This window comes from Streptomyces sedi (genome assembly GCF_006335015.1).
GTDB classification, from domain to species: domain Bacteria; phylum Actinomycetota; class Actinomycetes; order Streptomycetales; family Streptomycetaceae; genus Streptomyces; species Streptomyces sedi.
Window position 1 is genome coordinate 101,781 of the sequence record NZ_VDGT01000003.1, and the last position, 19,435, is coordinate 121,215.

Annotated in this window: 15 protein-coding genes; 13 read left to right on the top strand and 2 right to left on the bottom strand. The window is 72.3% G+C overall.

Features of this window, described 5'->3' with window-relative positions; all coding sequences use genetic code 11:
• Positions 1-11: 11 nt before the first annotated feature.
• Entirely contained in the window at positions 12-611 is a 600-nt protein-coding gene (locus FH715_RS05300; protein ID WP_139641224.1) for a hypothetical protein, read from the top strand.
• A 46-nt stretch (positions 612-657) separates the two neighbouring features.
• Entirely contained in the window at positions 658-1,407 is a 750-nt protein-coding gene (locus tag FH715_RS05305) for an OmpA family protein (RefSeq protein WP_139641226.1), read from the top strand.
• Positions 1,408-1,410: 3 nt separating this feature from the next.
• Here the strand turns inward: FH715_RS05305 and FH715_RS05310 are convergent, their stop codons facing one another.
• Entirely contained in the window at positions 1,411-3,288 is a 1,878-nt protein-coding gene (locus tag FH715_RS05310) for a serine/threonine-protein kinase (RefSeq protein WP_139641228.1), read from the bottom strand.
• An 84-nt stretch (positions 3,289-3,372) separates the two neighbouring features.
• Here FH715_RS05310 and FH715_RS05315 point away from each other — a divergent pair, with 84 nt between their 5' ends.
• From FH715_RS05315 to FH715_RS05340, 6 genes are all read left to right on the top strand, one after another.
• On the top strand, positions 3,373-3,921 hold the full coding sequence (locus FH715_RS05315; RefSeq protein ID WP_139641230.1) for a DUF1990 domain-containing protein: 549 nt from the start codon (positions 3,373-3,375) through the stop codon (positions 3,919-3,921).
• Positions 3,922-4,550: 629 nt separating this feature from the next.
• Positions 4,551-5,354 carry a prepilin peptidase gene (locus FH715_RS05320; RefSeq protein WP_246108573.1) on the top strand — a complete coding sequence of 268 codons (804 nt, stop codon included), beginning with the start codon at positions 4,551-4,553 and terminating at the stop codon, positions 5,352-5,354.
• 299 nt (positions 5,355-5,653) lie between these two features.
• On the top strand, positions 5,654-6,430 hold the full coding sequence (locus FH715_RS05325; protein ID WP_139641232.1) for an isoprenyl transferase: 777 nt from the start codon (positions 5,654-5,656) through the stop codon (positions 6,428-6,430).
• 326 nt (positions 6,431-6,756) lie between these two features.
• A complete protein-coding gene (gene phoH2 / locus FH715_RS05330; protein WP_097230632.1) occupies positions 6,757-8,070 on the top strand; it encodes an RNA 5'-3' helicase PhoH2 in 1,314 nt (437 codons plus the stop codon).
• A 566-nt stretch (positions 8,071-8,636) separates the two neighbouring features.
• Positions 8,637-9,338: an aggregation-promoting factor C-terminal-like domain-containing protein gene (locus FH715_RS05335; RefSeq protein ID WP_139641235.1), complete on the top strand. Its 702-nt coding sequence runs from the start codon at positions 8,637-8,639 to the stop codon at positions 9,336-9,338.
• Positions 9,339-9,576: 238 nt separating this feature from the next.
• Positions 9,577-11,118, top strand: a complete 1,542-nt coding sequence (locus tag FH715_RS05340) for an AI-2E family transporter (RefSeq protein WP_139641237.1) — start codon at positions 9,577-9,579, stop codon at positions 11,116-11,118.
• Between the two features lie 84 nt (positions 11,119-11,202).
• Here FH715_RS05340 and FH715_RS05345 read toward each other — a convergent pair whose 3' ends face one another.
• Positions 11,203-13,212, bottom strand: a complete 2,010-nt coding sequence (locus tag FH715_RS05345) for an alpha/beta hydrolase (RefSeq protein ID WP_139641239.1) — start codon at positions 13,210-13,212, stop codon at positions 11,203-11,205.
• A 312-nt stretch (positions 13,213-13,524) separates the two neighbouring features.
• On the opposite strand from FH715_RS05345, the gene FH715_RS05350 reads away from it, so the two are divergent.
• The 5 genes from FH715_RS05350 (at position 13,525) to fomD (ending at position 19,336) form a co-directional block, all read left to right on the top strand.
• Positions 13,525-14,049, top strand: a complete 525-nt coding sequence (locus FH715_RS05350; RefSeq protein WP_139641241.1) for a PadR family transcriptional regulator — start codon at positions 13,525-13,527, stop codon at positions 14,047-14,049.
• A complete protein-coding gene (locus tag FH715_RS05355; protein WP_211367454.1) occupies positions 14,046-14,738 on the top strand; it encodes an ABC transporter ATP-binding protein in 693 nt (230 codons plus the stop codon). Before FH715_RS05350 ends, FH715_RS05355 begins: the two co-directional genes overlap by 4 nt.
• Positions 14,735-17,062, top strand: a complete 2,328-nt coding sequence (locus tag FH715_RS05360) for an FtsX-like permease family protein (RefSeq protein ID WP_139641243.1) — start codon at positions 14,735-14,737, stop codon at positions 17,060-17,062. The genes FH715_RS05355 and FH715_RS05360 overlap by 4 nt, the downstream gene beginning before the upstream one ends.
• A 93-nt stretch (positions 17,063-17,155) precedes the next feature.
• Entirely contained in the window at positions 17,156-18,550 is a 1,395-nt protein-coding gene (locus FH715_RS05365; RefSeq protein ID WP_139641245.1) for a class II fumarate hydratase, read from the top strand.
• 66 nt (positions 18,551-18,616) lie between these two features.
• Entirely contained in the window at positions 18,617-19,336 is a 720-nt protein-coding gene (fomD, locus tag FH715_RS05370) for a cytidylyl-2-hydroxypropylphosphonate hydrolase (protein WP_139641247.1), read from the top strand.
• Positions 19,337-19,435 lie beyond the last annotated feature (99 nt).

The window sequence follows — 19,435 nt, forward strand, 5'->3', positions numbered from 1 at the left end:
AATAGCGCCCGATGGATCTCCGTGACAATAAATCGCGCCTCATTCTGATCGTTGTCGCGCTGGGAGCAGCCCTGGTGATCGCCGTCGCCAGTTGCAGCGGCGGCGGGGACGACGACGAGTCGGCGTCGGCACCGAGCGGAGAGAGCAGCGCCCCCGAGGGCGACCCGTCGGAGGACGACGGAGCAGGGGGCGACGAGGAGGAGACCAGCGAGGAGCCGCAGGTGCTCGCAGAGGTCACGGGCGAGGAGCAGATCACGCTCACCATCACGAGCGCTCAGCGCGAGTCGGGAGGCTTCCTCACCATCGAGGGCACCCTGCACAACGGCGGCGGTGACGACTGGCGTTCACGCGCGTGGGCGGGGGCCGAGCGCGAACTCGCCGGCAACGACTTCTCCATGGCGGGTGCCGCGATCACGGCGAGGGAGGAGGGCAAGCGTTACCTGATCCTCCGGGACACCGAGGGCCGCTGCCTCTGCACCAACTTCGACCTGCACCTCGAAGCGGGCGACACCGCTACCTGGTTCGCGCAGTTCCCCGAGCCCGATCCCAGCACCACCGAGGTCGACTTCCAGATCGGGCAGATGCCGCCCGCCACCGTCGAGATCCGCTGATCCGGCGCGCCGCGCCGGACACCCGAAGCCCCTGAGAGGCCGAGAGATGCACGCGTACCGCCGCCACGGCCAGGTCGCCGTGGTCGCCACGACCGCCGTCGCCGTGTGGGCGTTCGGCGTCCCCCTCGCGGTGGCAGACGACGATGTGGAAGCCGTCGAACAACCGCCGGGCTACCAGGCGCCCGCGCCTCCCGAGATCGACCCGGGGGCTTCAGGACTGATGCTGACCGACGGCGCGACCCTCGCCGATCCGCGTGTCCTGGACGTGAAGTTCATCATCGAGGACGTCGGGGGAGGGCAGTCGGACGACTCCGGGGAGCAGGAGGAGACTCCCGAGGGCACCGCGCCTCCCGAGGAGCCGACCACCCCACCCGAGGAGGAGGAGCAGGGCCAGGAGCCCAACGGCGGTGGCGAGCAGCGCGAGGAACGCACCAGCGGGCAGCACAAGTTCACGCTTCAGACCGATGTCGTCTTCGGCCGCGACAGCGACGAGATCACCGAGGAGTCGCGGGAGGCGCTGACCGAGGTCGCCGCGGCCATCGAGGAGTACCAGCCGTCGACGGTGAACATCTTCGGGTTCACCGACGACCTCGGCTCCTACGAGAACGGCGTCGCTCTGTCCGAGAACCGCGCCAGCAACACCCATCTCGTGCTGCTGGAGATGATCGCCGACCCCGACACGATCGACTTCAACGTCCGCGGCTACAGCGAGGACTACCCGCTCTACGACAACGACACCGAAGAGGGCCGCCAGCAGAACCGCCGTGTCGAGATCTCCTGGCCCACCGGTGGGTGACGGCTACTTCGGGCTCCACTGCGTGGCCGTGGTGAGGTAGGTCCGCAGCTCCTTGTTGTGGGGCTGCGGCGTCACCCGGTCGATCCAGAGCAGCACCACGTTGTCCTCCGGCGTCTCGAAGCAGAGCCCGGTGCCCTCCCGGAGCGTGCGGTCCTCCCAGATGTCGTCGATCGGGATCAGGGGAGGCAGGTTCGCCGCGTGGGCGGCCTCGAAGCAGTCCTCGGGTGAGAGGTTCGGGTCGTCGATCTGTCCCACGAAGCTCTGCGGATGAAACTCGATCCCCTGGTCGGTCAGCCCCTGCTCCTCGCAGTACACGTAGACGAACTCCGGCCCGTTCGCCGGGGGTAGCCCCACCGCACCGAAGCCGTTGCCCACGCTGAGATCATCCAGGTCGACCTCGGTGATGTTGCCACCGATGCAACGGCCGTCCGAGTTGCTGGTGGTGTCCCGGGTGAAGACCGGCGCCACGATGTCCAGTTTGACCCCGCTCTCCACCAGCGTGTACTCCGAGTCCGGGTCGGGCTCCGCCCCCGTGCCCGCGTCGGGGCCGGTGTCGTCGGCCGCGCCCTCTCCGTCGTCGCCGTCCTGCTCCGGCGCGTCGCCCGAGGGGTTCCCCGTGTCGGCCGCGCCTTCGCCACCGTCGCCGTTCGACGCGCCGTCGGTCGCACCCTCGCTCGCCTCCGGGTTGGTCGACGCGGCCTCCGTGCCGGCGAACTTGATGGCGAGGCCGGCGCCCGCGAGGGCCGCCACCAGGGCCGTCGCCGCCAGCAGGACGATGGTGCGCCGTCCCCGCGCCGCCTGCTGTGGCGCGGTCGCGTCCGAACCGCCGTTCGGGCCCGGCTCGTTGGTCACCAGCGGCGGGGTGGCCGGCGGCGCGGCCGGCGGGCCCGACGGAGGTGGCGGCGTCGGCCGCCCCGGCGGGGGCGTCGCGGGCGCGCCCCCCGCGTCCCCCGGCGCCTGCGGCGCCGGCAGCGACGCGTTGCGCCGTACGGCGACCGCAGCCGCCACCGAGGGGGGCAGCCAGCTCTCGCCGCGCTGCAGCGTCTGGCCGGGCGACAGCGCCCGGCACCCCTCGATGATCCGCGCCGGAGTCGGCCGCGCCGCCGGGTCCTTGGCCAGGCAGGCGCCGATCAGCCCGCGCAACGCCTCGGGCGCGGAGCCCAGTTCGGGCTCCTCCTGCACCATCCGGTACATCATGGCGTGCGGCGCGCCCTCGCCGAACGGGTGGGCGCCGGTGGCCGCGTGGAAAGCGACGATGCCGAGCGCGAAGACGTCCGCCGCCGGCGTGAGCGAGGTCCCGGTGATCTGCTCGGGCGCCATGAACGCGGGTGTGCCCACCCGCACGTCCGTGCCGGTCAACGCGGACACGTCGGCCGCCCTGGCGATGCCGAAGTCGATCACCTTCGGGCCGTCGCCGCTCAGCAGCACGTTCCCCGGCTTCAGGTCGCGGTGCACGATCCCGGCCGCGTGGATCGACTGGAGCGCCTCCGCGACGCCGCCGACCAGCAGCAGCACCGTCTGCGCGGGCAGCGGCCCGTGCTGCCCGATCACCTCGTGCAGCGAGAGCCCGGGAACGAACGCGGTGGCCAGCCAGGGCGCCGCGCCCTCGGTGTTGCTGTCCAACACGGGAACGGTGTAGACGCCCTGCACCCGCCGGGCGGCCCGCACCTCGTGCTCGAACCGCCGCCGGAACGCCTGGTCGTCGGCGAACTCGCCGCGCACCACCTTCACCGCGACCGGTTGCCCGCCGGGGGTGAACGAGAGGTACACGCTCCCCATCCCGCCCGAACCGAGCCTGGCCACCAGCCGGTAGCCGGCGACCTGGCGGGGGTCGGAGGGCCCCAGAGGGGAGAACTGCGACGGTTCGTGCTGCGCTGCCATGGAGGGCCCCCTGAAACCGACGACGGTACCGTGCATGGTAGGAGGTGACTGTCCTCAACCGGCAACGAGGGGTGACGAGTCCACTTGTCCGAGGAACCGTCCCGCGCGCCGTTCAGTTACCACGAGGTCGGGATCACCCGCGACGCCGACGAGGGGCGGGTTCGGGTTCCGGCCGGTTGGCACCGGCTGCGCTCCCGCGTGCCGCTGGGCTCGGGGCCGGAGGTGTGGGCGGCGGCCGGGGAGGCCCTGTTCGACTGGCGGATGCACCGCGCGGCCTGGGTGCCCGTCGCCCGCGACACCCCGCGCGCGGCCCCCGGGGTCGAGGCGACGATCGTCGTGGGCTTCCGCCGCCTGGCTCTGCGCGCCCCCTGCCGGGTGGTGTGGTGCGTGGCGGAACGGGACCGGGTCGGGTTCGCCTACGGCACGCTGGCCGGCCACCCCGAGTCGGGTGAGGAGGCGTTCGTGCTGGAGCGCGACTCCGAGGGGTTGGTCACGTTCACGGTCACGGCGATCAGCCGGCCGGCCGCCTGGTACATGCGGGCCGCGGGCCCGCTGGGCCGCGTGGCGCGCCGCGTGGTCGCCCGACGCTACGGCCGCGCGCTGCGCCGCCTCGGCACCGCCTCCGCGGACTGAACGGAACCCCGGCCGGGCTCGCGCGGGGCTTGTGCCGGGCTCGCGCCGGGGCTTGTACCGGGCTCGCGCCGGGGTTCGCGCCGTGCGGCCCTTCCCCGCCATCGCCGTGGCTGGAACTCGCCGCGCGAGGGGTGGTCCTGTGAACGCGTGGCGGGTGATCCGGTGAACGTCCGACGGGCAGTGCACTAAACCGTTTCACCCCGTGTCCCCACTGCGCTCCGACACTGTTCCCGTGGGGCTGGTTCCGAGGCCGTGCGGTATGGTTCTTACGTGTTGGCAGTCGCTGACACCTTGTGCGCCAGCGCCGCCTCTCCCACCCCGGCGGCAGCTGGCCGGGCGGATCGTGAGCCACCCCCCCCGCTCCGATCTGCCCCACTTGACGGGTCGGTCTGCCCCTTCCCCCCTTTGGGCGGGCCGACCCGCCTGGGAGTCATGGCGGACGGGTGCCCCGACGCGGCTCGGCGCTCGCTCCGACGCCTCCCCTCACTTCCACTTCCTCCTCCGCTTCTTCCTCGTCCGGCCTTTCCCGCCCGGCTTATCCCCAGCTGTTCATCGTCTTTTCCGTTCGTCGGTGTCTCCGTCCACAGGTGATCCCGCCGGGTGGCACGGGCACGCCGTACGCTCGGCGCGTGCTGTCGCTGTCGTCCCCATCTCCCGTGCTCTCCGCGCTGGTCGTGGTGGCCCTCGCGCTGGGCGCGTGGGCCGGTCCGCTGCTGGTGCGCGCCGGCTACCGGCTCGCCGTCGAGCCCGAGCAGTCGTGGCGCGACTCCTGCCCCGCCGGGCATCCGCTGGGCGTGCCGTCGGCCGACGGCCGGCCGGTCCGCGCGGGTTGGCGCGGCTGGGTCGGCCGGGGCCGGTGCCCGGACTGTCTCGCGGAGGGGGCTCCCCGCCACGGCCCCTCGCCGCTGCGGCTCGCGCTGGTCACCGCCGGGTGCTGCGGGGTGGTGGCCGCGGTCGCCGGGCCCCGCCCCGAGCTGGTCGTCTGGCTGCTGGCGGTGCCGCCGCTGGTGCTGCTGGCGACGGTCGACCTCGCGGTGCAGCGGCTGCCCGACGTGCTGACGCTGCCGCTGGTCGTCGGGCTGGCCGTCGGGCTGGGGATATGCGCCGTGCTGCCCGGGGCCGGGGGCAGCTGGCCGAGGGCGCTGCTGGCCGCGCTCGTGCTGACCGCGGTCTACTTCGTCCTCTTTCTCATCAATCCGAGGGGTATGGGTTTCGGTGACGTGAAGCTGGCGCCCTCCATAGGGCTGATCCTCGGCTGGTACGGCTGGGACCACGTGTTCTTCGGCACGTTCGTGGGCTTCGCGCTGGCCGCCGGCTACGGGCTCTGCCTGATGGTGGCGGGGCGGGCGAGCCGGCGCACCGCGGTCCCGTTCGGGCCGTTCATGGCGCTGGGCGCGCTGGGCTCCCTGGCCGTCGGCGGACTCGCCGGGTAAATCCGCCGCCGCCGCGGGGCACGTCGTCGTGTGATGCGTTACGGTGGAAACCCCCCCTCGGGCCGGTCCGTAACCCCCCCCACGGACCGGCCCGCTTTCTTTCCCGCTTCACCCCGCTCTGCCGGGCCTCCGAACCGCCGCTCTCCCGGGCCCTTCTCCCGGACCCTTCGAGGGGTAGGCGCGGCGGCGCCGACTGGCCGGATGCCCCTCGTCCAGGCCCAGTTGGTGCGGAGGGCGCCCCGCGCGGCAGTAGAGTTCCCGGCACACGCGGGCCTACGGAGGGGCTGGAGTCAGAGGCGATGAACAAGCTGCACAAGACCCTGAGGCGGCTGGCGGTCAGGCTGTACGCCCGACGCGTCGAGGGGCGCCTCGACACCGACGGCGGTCCCAAGCACATCGGCGTGATCCTCGACGGCAACCGTCGTTGGGCGAAGGCCGCCGGCAGCACCACCCGGCAGGGGCACGAGGCGGGCGCGGCCAAGATCCGCGACCTGCTCGGCTGGTGCGAGGAGACCGACGTGGAGGTGGTCACCCTGTGGCTGCTCTCCACCGACAACCTCAACCGCGAGCCGGCCGAGCTGGAGGTGTTGCTCGGCATCGTCGAGGGCGCCGTGCGCGACCTGGCGGAGGACGGCCGCTGGCGGGTCAACCACGTGGGCGCGGTCGAGGCCCTGCCGGAGCGCACCAGGAAGGTGCTTCGCGAGGCGGAGGAGCTGGCGGGCGAGCGCGAGGGAATACTGGTCAACGTCGCGGTCGGCTACGGCGGCCGGCAGGAGATCACCGACGCGGTCCGTTCGCTGCTGGCCAAGCGGGCGGCGGAGGGTCAGGCGCTGTCCGAGGTCGCCGAGGGACTGAGCGTCGAGGACATCTCGGAGCACCTTTACACCCGGGGGCAGCCGGACCCCGACCTGGTCATCAGGACCAGCGGGGAGCAGCGGCTCTCCGGGTTCATGCTCTGGCAGAGCGCCCACTCGGAGTACTACTTCTGCGAGGCGTACTGGCCGGCGTTCCGGAAGGTCGACTTCCTCCGGGCGCTGCGCGACTATGCGGCGAGGCACCGTAGGTACGGCGTCTGAGCGGAGCGTGACGGGAGGCGGCGCGCCGGGGACGGGGCGTCGCCGTGCCGCCGAACGGCGGGTGAATCGCTCACGCGTCCGAGCGTGCGGTCGCATGAGATGGGCGGTGTGCGGGCATATTCACCGCGGACCGCGCGTGGGCGTGGTCCGCCGGGAGGCCCGTTTGCGCACCACGGACATGGACCAGGCCCGGCACCGGGCCCGTGCGTGCGGGCCAGGGCCGGCCGTCAGAACCCCGGCGCCCAGGGCGCCGCGATTCCCGCACCTCTTCCGAGGGGGTTCGTCCACCCGTGGCCATCAGCAAGAAGCGCACTCACGACCGGCGCATGTATGTCCTCGACACCAGCGTCCTGCTCGCCGACCCCGCGGCACTCACCCGGTTCGATGAACACGAGGTGGTTCTGCCGGTTGTCGTGATCTCCGAGTTGGAGGCGAAGCGGCACCACCCGGAGCTCGGGTACTTCGCCCGTCAGGTGCTGCGGCGCCTCGACGACTACCGGGTGCGGTACGGCCGGCTCGACACCCCCCTCCCCATCGGAGACCTCGGGGGCACCCTGAGAGTCGAGCTGAACCACTCCGACCCGGCGATCCTGCCGCCCGCCATGCTCAACGAGCGTGGCCGTCTCGCGGACAACGACTCGCGCATCCTCGCCGTCGCGCGCAACCTCCAGGCCGAGGGGCACGACGTCACGGTCGTCTCCAAGGACCTGCCGCTGCGCATCAAGGCATCCTCGGTGGGGCTGGCGGCGGAGGAGTACCGCGCCGAGCTCGCCATCACGGACGCCGACGGCTGGACGGGGCTGGCCGAGGTCACCCTGGGCGGCGAGGCCGTGGACGAGCTGTTCGCGCAGGAGAGCGTGGCCGATCCGGTCGCCGACCCGGTGGCGGCCGGACTCCCGGTCCACACCGGCCTGGTGATCTCCTCGGAGAAGGGGCGCGCGCTGGGCAGGGTCACGGCGGACGGCCGGGTGCGGCTGGTGCGCGGCGACCGCGAGGCGTTCGGCATCCACGGCCGCAGCGCGGAGCAGCGCGTGGCGCTCGACCTGCTGCTCGACCCGGACGTGGGCATCGTGTCGCTCGGTGGGCGCGCCGGCACCGGCAAGTCGGCGCTGGCGCTCTGCGCCGGCCTGGAGGCCGTCCTGGAGCGTCGGCAGCACAGCAAGGTGATGGTCTTCCGGCCGCTGTACGCGGTTGGCGGCCAGGACCTCGGCTATCTGCCGGGCACCGAGGCCGAGAAGATGAACCCGTGGGCCCAGGCGGTCTTCGACACGCTCTCGGCCGTGACCACCCGCGAGGTCATCGAGGAGGTGGTCGCGCGCGGCATGTTGGAGGTGCTGCCGCTGACCCACATCCGGGGGCGTTCCCTCCACGACGCGTTCGTGATCGTGGACGAGGCCCAGTCCCTGGAGCGCAACGTGTTGCTGACCGTGCTCTCCCGCATCGGGCAGAACTCGCGCGTGGTGCTCACCCACGACGTGGCCCAGCGCGACAACCTCAGGGTGGGCCGCTACGACGGCGTCGTCGCCGTCGTGGAGAAGCTGAAGGGGCACCCGCTCTTCGCCCATGTGACGCTGACCCGTTCCGAAAGGTCCCCGATCGCCGCGCTGGTGACGGAGATGCTGGAGGAGGGTCGGGTCTGACGCGTGGCCCCTCCGGGCGGCGCGGTGCGCGTGGATGACGGCCGTCGCCGATAACGGCCGTTCTCCGTCCGTTCCCGCTCCCGAAGGGCAACTCCGGCGCATCCGCCGAAAGGTGGCGGGTGCGCCGGACCTTCCCCGCGGGCCGGCGGCGGCGGGGAGTCGGGCGACGGGCCCCTCTGGCCTCCTCCGTGATCTTCCCGTGATGCGGAGCCGCAGGTGGTGGGCTGTTTGGGGGAATTCCCGTGCTGACAAGGGCCAAAGGCGTGTGAGCTTTCCCACAGAGGACCGAATTGCTTCGCGGTAGCCGTCTCCGGCAGTGTGTGCGTCTGTCAGGCCCCGCATACGGCAGTGGAGTCCACCAAGGACCCCGCAGGGACAGCGTTTTACACAACTGAACAGTCGCGCGCCGTATGCCGCCCGAAGCACCATGTGGGTCCCCTCGCCTCCGGCGGGAAGGACCCCGACCGGGCCAGCGCCTCCGACCGGACAGTCCGGGGGAGGCCCGTGTCAGGGGCACGATTGCGCCCAGGTGGTCGTTCGCGTGGGCGATGTCGGAAGGAAACCGTGTGACCGGGATTTCGGTCCGGGGATTCGCGGTGGCTTCGGCCACCGCGGTGACCAGCGTCGGCGCCGCTGTCGGTGTCGCCTCCGGGGATCAGCAGAGCCCCGCCGGAGACATCGAGGTTGCTGCGGCGGACGCGACACTGCTCGCTGAGATACCCGCTGGCACGAACGCCCAGCTGCACACCGCGTCGCTGAACCAGCAGGCGGAGTCGCAGTCCACCGCCGCCGAGGCCGAGGTCGTTCGCGCCGCGCAGGAGGCCGCCAGGGTCGCCGCCGCGGAGAACGCCCAGGAGCGTCGTGCCGCCGCCGAGCGGGAAGCCCAGGAGGAGGCCGAGCGGGAAGCCGCCGAGCAGGCCGCCGCCGAGGCCGAGGCCGCGAGCGCCGCTGTCTCCGCCCCCGCCCAGTCGTCGTACTCCAAGTCCGACATCCAGGCCCTGGCGCGGCAGATCGTGGGCGCCGACCAGTTCCAGTGCTTCTCCAACATCGTTGACCACGAGAGTGGTTGGGACCACACGGCCACCAACCCCTCCTCGGGTGCCTACGGTCTGATGCAGGCGCTGCCGGGCTCCAAGATGGCCTCGGCCGGTTCCGACTGGCAGACCAACCCCGCCACCCAGATCCAGTGGGGCGTCAACTACATGGAGAGCCGCTACGGCAGCCCCTGTGGTGCCTGGGAGTTCTGGCAGGCCAACAACTGGTACTGACCAGCCGGCACTGACCAGCTGGCGCCGAGCCGACCCGCGGCACCGCCCGCGGCGACACGCTCCCGAGATCCCCACGCCGACCGGCGTGGGGATCTCGCCGTTTCGGAGGGGGAGCCGTGGGGGCGGGGTGGGCGCGCCGTGGGGAAGCGGCGCATTCCCCGGCCCGCCGCCCGGCCGTCGCCGCCGCGCGGTAACGTCTTTCCGCGCACTGCGGTGAAAAAGGGGGCGGAGGAGCCTGATGTCACGTCTGGGTCGGCTGAGGAGCGGGGTCTCGCGCACGGTGTCGCGCGTCTCCGGTTTCCGTGCGGCTGCTGAACGCGAACAGGAGCGGAGGGAGCAGGAGGCGGGGGAGCAGGGCGTCGTGGGCGCGGGCTATCCGTCGGCGCGCGGCGGCGCCGCCAAGCCCCCGGACGCCGAGCCGACGGGTGAGCCGGCTGAGGCCAGGGCGCGCCGTGCCGTGCTGGCCGGCAGCCCCTCGCTCTACCCGCCGCCTGCCGAGGGGGGCGGCGGCGACGACGGCGGCACGGGCGGGAACGACGAGGCCCCGATCCCCGAGCGTCCGGAGCCGGCGGCGGCGATCCCGTGGGGGGCGCGGGTCGCGGCCGAGGCGGCGTGGCGCACCCTGGTGCTGGCGGCGGTCATCTGGGTGCTGATCCAGGTGGTCAGCGCGGTCAGCCTGCTGGTCATCTCGTTCGCGGCCGGGCTCTTGATCACCGCGCTGCTCCAGCCGTTCGTCGGCTGGCTGAAGCGACTGGGCGTCAGCGGCGGGGCCGCGACGGCGATCACCGCGTTCGGCGGCTTCGGCGTGATGGGGCTGACCGGCTGGTTCGTGGTCTGGCAGGTCCTGGAGAACTCGGACCGCCTCGTCGACCAGGTGCAGGAGGGCATCGAGGAGCTCCGCGACTGGGTCCTTGAGCTGCCGTTCGACATCACCGAGGAGAACCTTGACCAGTGGGTCGAGGACATCAACGAGTGGATCAGGAGCCACAGCGACGAGCTGACCTCGGCCGGCCTCGAAGGCGTCAACTACGCCGTGCAGTTCCTCACCGGCGCCGGTCTGACGCTCTTCGTGGTGCTCTTCCTCCTCTACGACGGCGGCGGGGTCTGGCAGTGGTTCCTGCGGCTGGTGCCCAGGGCGGCGCGGCCGGCGGTCGCCGGCGCCGGCCCCCGGGCCTGGATCGCGCTGACCGGGTACGTGCGGGGCACCGTCATAGTCGCGATGATCGACGCCATCGGCATCGGCATCGGACTGTTCGTCATCGACGTGCCGATGGCCGTTCCCCTGGCGGTGATCGTCTTCCTGGCCTCGTTCGTGCCACTGGTCGGTGCCATCGCCTCGGGCGCGTTGGCCGTGCTGGTCGCACTGGTCACCAACGGCATCGTGGACGCGCTGCTGGTCCTGGGCGTGGTCCTGCTGGTCCAGCAGATCGAGGGGAACGTGCTGCAACCGTTCATCCTCGGGCGGATGGTGCGCGTGCACCCGCTGGCCGTGGTGTTGGCGGTGGCCGCCGGTTCGATGGTCGCCGGCATTCCCGGCGCCGTGGTCGCGGTGCCGCTGGTCGCGGTGGTCAACACGGTGGTTGGTTACCTCCGGGCTTACCAGGAGGAGGCCGATCGAAGGGCAGGCTTCGACGGCAGCGGCGCCACGGTCGCGGAGCTGGCCCCGGTGCAGGCACCCCTGCCCGACGAGCGGGCCGACGCCACCGGCCAGGAGCCGCGTCGGACGGACACGCCGTCCCCGCCGCACGACGAGGGCGACGGGCCGCGCGAGCGCCCGTAGCGCCCGGCCGGCGCACCGGTTCCCGTAGCGGTCGAGGCCGCCTCCCCCGAGAGGGAGGCGGCCTCGACGCGTGACGGAGACGACCTAGCCGGCCCAGCCGTGCCTCGGCGGGTGGCGGATCTCCAGCAGCCAGCTCAGCCGTTCGGTGTCCACGGTGCTCCACCCGTCGGGTGGGGCGATGGCGGCCCAGGCGTTGACCGGGTTGGAGCCGTAGCGGTGGCCGTGCGGGGCGGGCGAGCCGTAGGAGACCGCCATGTCCACGGTGGTCTGCCAGAAGGTGACGAAGGGGAACCAGTCGATCGCGGTGGTCACGTCCGGCCCCAGCGGCTCGTTCAACCACTCCGGCCGCTCGAACAACAGGTTGGGTGACCACCAGACCACCGGGTCGGACGCGTTCTGGAGGTAGACCACCCGCGGGTACTCCCACGGTTCAGCCGACGGTCTGGTCAGGTCCAGTTCGGGGAACTGGGCGAACCGCACGTGCCGGCCGTCGTCGTAGATCGGCCGCCAGATCGGGCTGCTCGGGTCCCGGTGCTCGGTCAGCTCGTCATGGATCGGGCTGAAGTCCGGCGGACCGATCAACAGCGCGCCGTCGGTGCGCTCCAGCAGGTCGTCCAGCCCGTCGAAGGCCGACTCGATGGCCGAGACCGCCAGGCTCTCACCGAAGATCAACAGCTTGGGCCGGTCCTCCTCCGGCTCCTGCTGCCACCGGGCGTGCACCGCGTCCACCAGCGCCTTGGTCGCGATGCCCGCCTCGTTCCTGTCCACCATGAACGAGGCCCAACTGGGCAGATAGGAGTACTGCATGGTGACCACGGCGGTGTCCCCGCCGTTCATGTACTCCAGCGCCTCGACGGTGGTCGGGTTGACCCAGCCCGTGCCGGTGGTGCCCGTGATGGCCAGCACCTGGCGGTCGAACGCGCCCACCCGCTCCAGCTCCCGGACCGCCAACTCGGCGCCGTCCGCGTAGTCGTCGTAGGACGCCCGGCCGACGTAGACGCGGGCCGGGTCCAGCGACTCCTCGCCGGTGAAGTCCGAGATCTCGTCGCTGGAGAGGGTGGTGCCCGCGAAGGTCCGCCCCTTGTTGCCGAGGTCGTCCCAGTGGATCAACGAGTCGGGGCTGCCGGAGACCAATGGCGAGTAGGGGCGCATCACGCCGGGGTCGGTGGAACGATCCTTCGCGGCGGCGATCCGGTCGGCGACCTCCAGGATGCCCCGGTCCCACACCACGTCCCTGGTGCCGATCACCACGATCGCCGTGCTCATCGCGAGCCCGAGCGCGACGGCGACCGGCCAGGGCACGAAACGGTTCAACAGGCGGGTCAGCAGCCCGGTGAAGAGCCGGACGGTTCGCGCCACCACCAGCAGCAACACCAGTACGGCGAGCGAGATGAGGACGATCATCATCGAGTGCCACGTCAGGGTGGGCGGCATCCCCTGGAGCTGCCGCAGCTCCCGCTGCATGTCGGCGCTCTGGCTGAGCATCAGCGCCACCGTCCACGGGAGCAGCAGCCAGTAGACCAGCCAGGCGCGGGCCCTGACGCGTTCGCCCGGTACCCATCTGCGCAGCGCGAGCCGGTAGATCCAGCTCAGCAGCGCGCCGAGCCCGTAGCCGATGGCGGCGGTGATGCCGCCGATGGCGCCCTGGTAGTACCAGGGGCGCGGCACCAGCGAGGGGGTCAGCGACAGCCAGAAGAAGAACGTGGCCACCAGGCAGGCGGTCAGGTCGGGCCAGCGCCGCACCAGCCAACTGGAGCGCGGGCGCTCCCAGTAGGGGCGGCGGGCGACGCGCAGCAGCCAGCGGCCGGTGGCGTCGGCCGCGCCACGCGCCCCGCGGGCGGGGGCTTTTCGGCCGTCCTCGGGGGTGTCCGTCCGGGGTGCGGCCTCGGGGGGCGGGGTGGTGGCGGTCCGCGCGGTCGCGCCGTCGGCGGGCGTGCTCTCCGTCCCGGCTCCCGGCTCCCGCCCGGGGGCCCCGGCCGCCGCGCCCGACTCGGCGGGGGGCGTGGGCGGGCCGGGGGCGCGCCCGTCGGTCGTCTCGTCCTCGGCGGGGGCGGGGCGCCTCGACTCGGCGCCCGGCGTGGGCTGTTCGCTCATGCCGCACCTCGGGGGTGCCCGACGGAACGGCTCCGCCCGTCGGCGCTCTGCGGCATCGACTTCTCCCCGGCCTTCTCCAGCGCGCCGGTCCTTTGACCCGCGCGGTACTCGCTGTGGTCACGCTAGGGGATCAGACGCGGGTGGCGCGCGCGGCGTTGCCTGGTCTCCACCTTTCCGTGCCGCGAGGGTGACTCGGGCCCCGGCCGTGTGGCCTGGGTCTCCCTCCCGTCCGAACAACGTCAACCGTGGCCCGATGAGTTCACTCGGGAGAGCTATTCATGGTGCGTATACATCGCATGTATAGTCTCCGGCATGTCCATAAGTCACACGCTGCTCGGCCTTCTTGAGGGAGGCCCACGCCACGGCTACGACCTGAAACGCACGTTCGACGTGCACTTCGGCCAGGACCGCCCGCTCCACTACGGGCAGGTCTACGCGACGATGTCCCGGCTCCTGAAGAACGGCCTGGTGGAGGTCGATGGGGTGGAGACCGGCGGGGGACCGGAGCGCAAGCGCTACGCGATCACCGATGCCGGTGTGACCGATGTCGAGCAGTGGCTCGCCCGCCCCGAGAAGCCCGAGCCCTACCTCCAGAGCGTCCTCTACCACAAGGTCGTGCTCGCCCTGCTGACCGACCGCAGCGCCGACGACCTGCTGGACACCCAGCGCGCCGAGCATCTGCGGCTGATGCGGGAGCTGACCCGGCGCAAGATCGCCGGCGACCTCGCCGACCAACTGGTCTGTGACCATGCCCTGTTCCATCTGGAGGCCGACCTGCGGTGGCTTGAGCTGACCGCCGCCCGCCTCGACCGGCTCGCCTCGGAGGTGCGCTCATGACCACGGTGTCCCCGCCCGCCCTGCTCACGGCGGAAAGGCTGCGCAAGACCTACGGCGCCACACCCGCGCTCGACGGTGCCGGCTTCGCCATCGCAGCCGGCGAGGTGGTGGCCATCATGGGTCCCTCGGGCTCGGGCAAGTCGACGCTGCTGCACTGCCTGGCCGGCATCGTCCCCCCGGACGAGGGCCAGATCAGGTACCGGGACAGGGACATGCTCACGCTCACCGACGCCGAGCGCAGCACGCTGCGGCGGGAGGAGTTCGGGTTCGTCTTCCAGTTCGGCCAGCTCGTCCCCGAGTTGACCTGCCTGGAGAACGTGGCGCTGCCGCTCAGGCTCTCCGGCCGGCGGCGGGGGCCGGCCGAGGCGAAGGCGGGGGAGCTGCTGGCCAGGCTGGAGGTCGAGGACCTGGCGGGCAAGCGGCCGGGGGAGGTGTCGGGTGGTCAGGGGCAGCGCGTCGCCGTCGCCCGCTCCCTGGTCAACGGCCCCCGGCTGCTCTTCGCCGACGAGCCGACCGGCGCCCTGGACTCGCTCAACGGCGAGCGGGTGATGACCCTGCTGGTCGCCGCGGCCCGGGAGTCGGGCACCGCGGTCGTCCTGGTCACCCACGAGACCCGGGTCGCCGCCTACTCGGACCGGGAGGTCGTGGTGCGCGACGGCCGCGTGCGCGACCTGGCGGGGGCGCTGTGAGCGCCGGCGTCCGCGGCTGGGCGCGCGACCTGTGGCTCGGCGTCCGGCTCTCGGTGACCGGCGGCCCCTCCGCCTGGATCCGCACGTCGCTCACCACGGTCGGCATCGCCCTGGGCGTGACGACCCTGCTCCTGGCCGCGTCCGTCCCGCAGGTCGTCAAGGGTGGGGCCGAGCGCGAGGACGCCCGGTCCATCTTCGGGAACTCGGTCGAGGAGCGCGGGGACGACACGCTGCTGGCGCGCGGCGAGGGGACGGAGTACCACGGGGTGCGGATCTCCGGCATGGAGCTCCAGCCCGACGCCGGCGAGAGGACGACGGCCGAGCCCCCGCCCGGGCTGAGCGCGTTCCCCGGCCCGGGCGAGATGGTGGTCTCCCCGGCGCTGGACCGGCTGCTCGACTCCCCCGAGGGGGAGTTGCTGGCCGAGCGGATGGACATGCGCCGGGTGGGCGTGATCGGCGACGAGGGGCTGGTCGGCTCCCAGGAGCTGTACTTCTACGCCGGGGTCGACGACATGCCGGAGCAGGGCGCCCTGCGGATCGACGGCTTCGGGCAGTCGTCGGACGACGGCGAGCTGCACCCGGCGTTGCTGCTGCTGATCCTGGTGATCGCCGTGGTGCTGCTGATGCCGGTGCCGATCCTGATCACCACGGCCGCCCGCTTCGGCGGCGAACGCAGGGACCGGCGGCTGGCCGCGCTGCGGCTGGTCGGTGCCGACTCCGGGATGACGCGCCGGATCGCCGCCGGCGAGAGCCTGGTCGGAGCGCTGCTCGGGGTCGTGGCCGGCGGGCTGTTGTTCCTCGCGGTCCGCCCGCCGCTGGCCCGGATCTCGGTCGACGAGACCAGCACCTTCGTCGAGGACATCATCCCCAGCCCGACGCTGGCCCTCATCGTGCTGCTGGCCGTTCCGCTGCTGGCGGTGGGGACGACGCTGTTCGCGATGCGCTCCATCGTGGTGGAGCCGCTGGGCGTGGTCCGGCAGTCCCGGGAGCGCCCGCGCCGGCTGCTGTGGCGGCTGGTGCCCGGGCTGCTCGGGGCCGGCCTGCTCGCGCTCATGCTGGGCGGGGACTTCTCCGGTTCGGGCATCGCGATCGTGCAGGCGGCGACCGGCGTGATGCTGCTGCTGGTCGCGTTGACCGCGCTGCTTCCCTGGCTGGTGGAGCGCGTCACGGGCCGGCTCCGAGGAGGCCCGGCCTCCTGGCAGTTGGCGACGCGTCGGCTCCAGCTCAGCAGCGGCCCCGCGGTGCGCGCCGTGAGCGGCATCATGGTGGCCGTCGCCGGCGCCACGGCGCTCTACATGCTCTTCGACGGCGTCCGCGCGGAGAACTCGGTCCAGACGCACGCGGACCTGGAGCGCGCCCAGGGCGACGCGCACGCGGGGACCACCGACCGGGAGTCGATCGACCGGGCCGTCGGTGAGATCGAGGAGATACCCGACGTCGAGACCGTCCTGCACTACGTCGAGTCCTTCGGCACTCTCTGGCGGAAGGGGACGGAGGGGCCGTCGCAGGAGACCGCGAACATCGTCGTGGCGGACTGCTCGACGCTGGTCGAGCTGGCCCACATGGAGAGCTGCGCCGAGGGCGAGGTCTACTTCGCCCCGCAGGACGGCGACGTCACCGCGTCCGTCCCGGAGCCAGGCGATGTCGTGGCGGTCGGAGCCTCCGCGGAAGAGATGGCGGACGCCCGCGGACTGTGGACGGTCCCCGAGATGCGTGAGGTCGAGCCCAGGGACTCCCCGAACGGGCTGCCGGTCCGCGGGCTGCTGATGACTCCCGAGGCGCTCGACGGCCTGTGGCCCGCGGAAGGGTCGGTCGCGATCCTGATGCGCGCCGACTTCGACGACCGGGACACCCTGGAGCTGGTCCGGAACGCGATGGCCGACCTCCCCGAGGGGGACGCCAGCACGCTGGTCAGCGAGCGGATCTCGTCCCAGCTCGTCACCATCCAGACATGGATGGTCATCGGCGCCTCCGGCGTGCTGGCGCTGATCGGCTGCAGCATGCTGATCACCACGCTGGAGCAGCTGCGCGAGCGCAAGCGGCTGCTCGCCGCGCTGGTCGCCGTCGGGGCCCGCCGCACCACCCTGGGGTGTTCGGTGCTGTGGCAGACCGCGGTGCCGGTGGTGCTCGGCATCGCGTTGGCCTCCGCGGTCGGGCTGCTGCTGGGAGCGATGCTGATGTCGCTGGTGCGGATATCGCCGGACGGCTGGCTGGCCTTCCTCCCGATGGCCGGCGCGGGCGCCGGGGTGATAGCCCTGGTGACCCTCGGCAGCTTCCCGCTGCTGTGGCGGCTGATGCGCCCGGACGGGCTGCGCACCGAGTGACCGGAGCGGTCCCGGGCGGCGCCACGGCGCCCCGCCCGGGCCGGCCCCGCCCGGCCGGTCGGTGCTCAGGGGCGGCCCGGTAGATTCGACCCCATGACTGGTACCAACGAATACCGCGTCGAGCACGACTCGATGGGCGAGGTGCGGGTTCCGGCCGACGCCAGGTGGCGGGCCCAGACCCAGCGCGCGGTGGAGAACTTCCCGATCTCCGGCCAGCGCCTGGAGCGCGCGCACATCGCCGCCCTGGCTCGCGTCAAGGCCGCCGCGGCCAAGGTCAACGCCGAGCTGGGCGTGGTGGACAAGGACATGGCCGAGGCCATCGCCGCCGCCGCCGAGGAGGTCGCCGAGGGCCGCTGGGACGAGCACTTCCCGATCGACGTCTTCCAGACCGGTTCGGGTACCTCGTCCAACATGAACACCAACGAGGTGCTCGCCACCCTCGCCACCGAGCGCCTCGGCCGGCCGGTCCACCCCAACGACCATGTCAACGCCAGCCAGTCCTCCAACGACGTCTTCCCCTCCTCGATCCACATCGCCGCCACCGGCGCCGTGATCGAGGTGCTGATCCCCGCGCTCGACCACCTCGCCGAGGCGCTGGAGCGCAAGGGCCAGGAGTTCGCCACGGTGGTGAAGTCCGGCCGCACCCACCTGATGGACGCGACGCCCGTCACCCTGGGGCAGGAATTCGACGGCTACGCGGCCCAGATCCGCTACGGCGTGGAGCGGCTCAACGCCTCCCTCCCGCGCCTGGCCGAGCTGCCCCTCGGCGGCACCGCCGTGGGCACCGGGATCAACACCCCGCCCGGTTTCTCCGCCGCCGTGATCGCCGAGGTGGCCCGCGCCACCGGCCTGCCGCTCACCGAGGCCCGCGACCACTTCGAGGCCCAGGGCGCCCGGGACGGCCTGGTGGAGGCCTCGGGCCAGCTGCGCACCGTCGCCGTCTCGCTCACCAAGATCTGCAACGACCTGCGGTGGATGTCCTCGGGCCCGCGCACCGGCCTCGCCGAGATCGCGCTCCCCGACCTCCAGCCCGGCTCCTCGATCATGCCCGGCAAGGTCAACCCGGTGATCCCCGAGGCCGTGTTGATGGTCGCCGCCCAGGTCACCGGCAACGATGTGACGGTCACCACCGCCGGCGCCTCGGGCAACTTCGAGTTGAACGTGATGCTGCCGGTCATGGCCAAGAACGTGCTGGAGTCCGTGCGGCTGCTGGCCAACGCCTCCCGGCTACTGGCCGACCGCACCGTGGACGGCATCACCGCCAACGCCGAGCGCGCCCTGGAGTACGCCGAGTCCTCGCCCTCCGTGGTCACCCCGCTGAACCGGTACATCGGCTACGAGGAGGCCGCCAAGGTCGCCAAGCGGGCGCTGGCCGAGCGGAAGACGATCCGCGAGGCCGTGCTGGACGGCGGATATGTCGAGCGTGGTGAACTGACGGTCGAGCAGCTTGACGAGGCGCTCGACGTGCTGCGCATGACCCGCCCGTGACGCACCCCTGACCGTGCGTCAGCGGGATGCCCCCGCCCGGCGCCGTGACCCGAATACCATGTGTGAATGGAGACGGGAAACGGCGGAACGGGCGGGGTGCATCGCTGGCGGCCGGGCGACCACATTTTGTGGCGGTACAGGGCCAATGGGGCCCGACATTTCCATATCTGTAGGCCGGTCACCGTTGTCAGGGACACCCCGGAGCTGCTGGCCGTCTGGCTCGCCCCCGGAACGGAGTGCGTACGCCCCGTGCTCGCGGACGGCACCCCTCCGCATCTCGAACCCCTGGCCACCCGCTACACCAAGCCACGCACCACGGACCGCTGCCGTTGGCTCGGCAACGGCCTGCTGAAGCTGGCCCGCCCGGGAGAACCGTGGTCGGTCTGGCTTTTCTGGGACCGGGACTGGCGCTTCAGGAACTGGTACGTCAATCTTGAAGAGCCCCGGAGCCGGTGGTCCGGCGGGGTGGATTCCGAGGATCACTTTCTCGATATCGTGGTCTACGCTGACCGCAGCTGGGAGTGGCGGGACGAGGACGAATTCGCCCAGGCAGAAATGGCGGGGCTGCTGGACGCCGGCCAGGTGGCACGGGTCCGCGCCGCGGGTCAGGAGGCGCTACGGCTGATCACCGCCTGGGGCCTGCCCTTCTCCGAGAACTGGCCGTCCTGGCGGCCCGACCCCCGTTGGCGGCGCCCCCGACTCCCCGCCGACTGGCGCCGCCCCGCGCCCTCCGCACTCGCCCCCACCCGCCCCGATCGGCTCCCCGATCACCCAAGAGCCTCTTGATACGCCCCGGGGCGTCAAACGTAGGATCAACCCTCATCGGACACACAACCCAACATCCTGACCCCGCACGCTAGTTCCCGCCTGGATGGACAGCCCCTC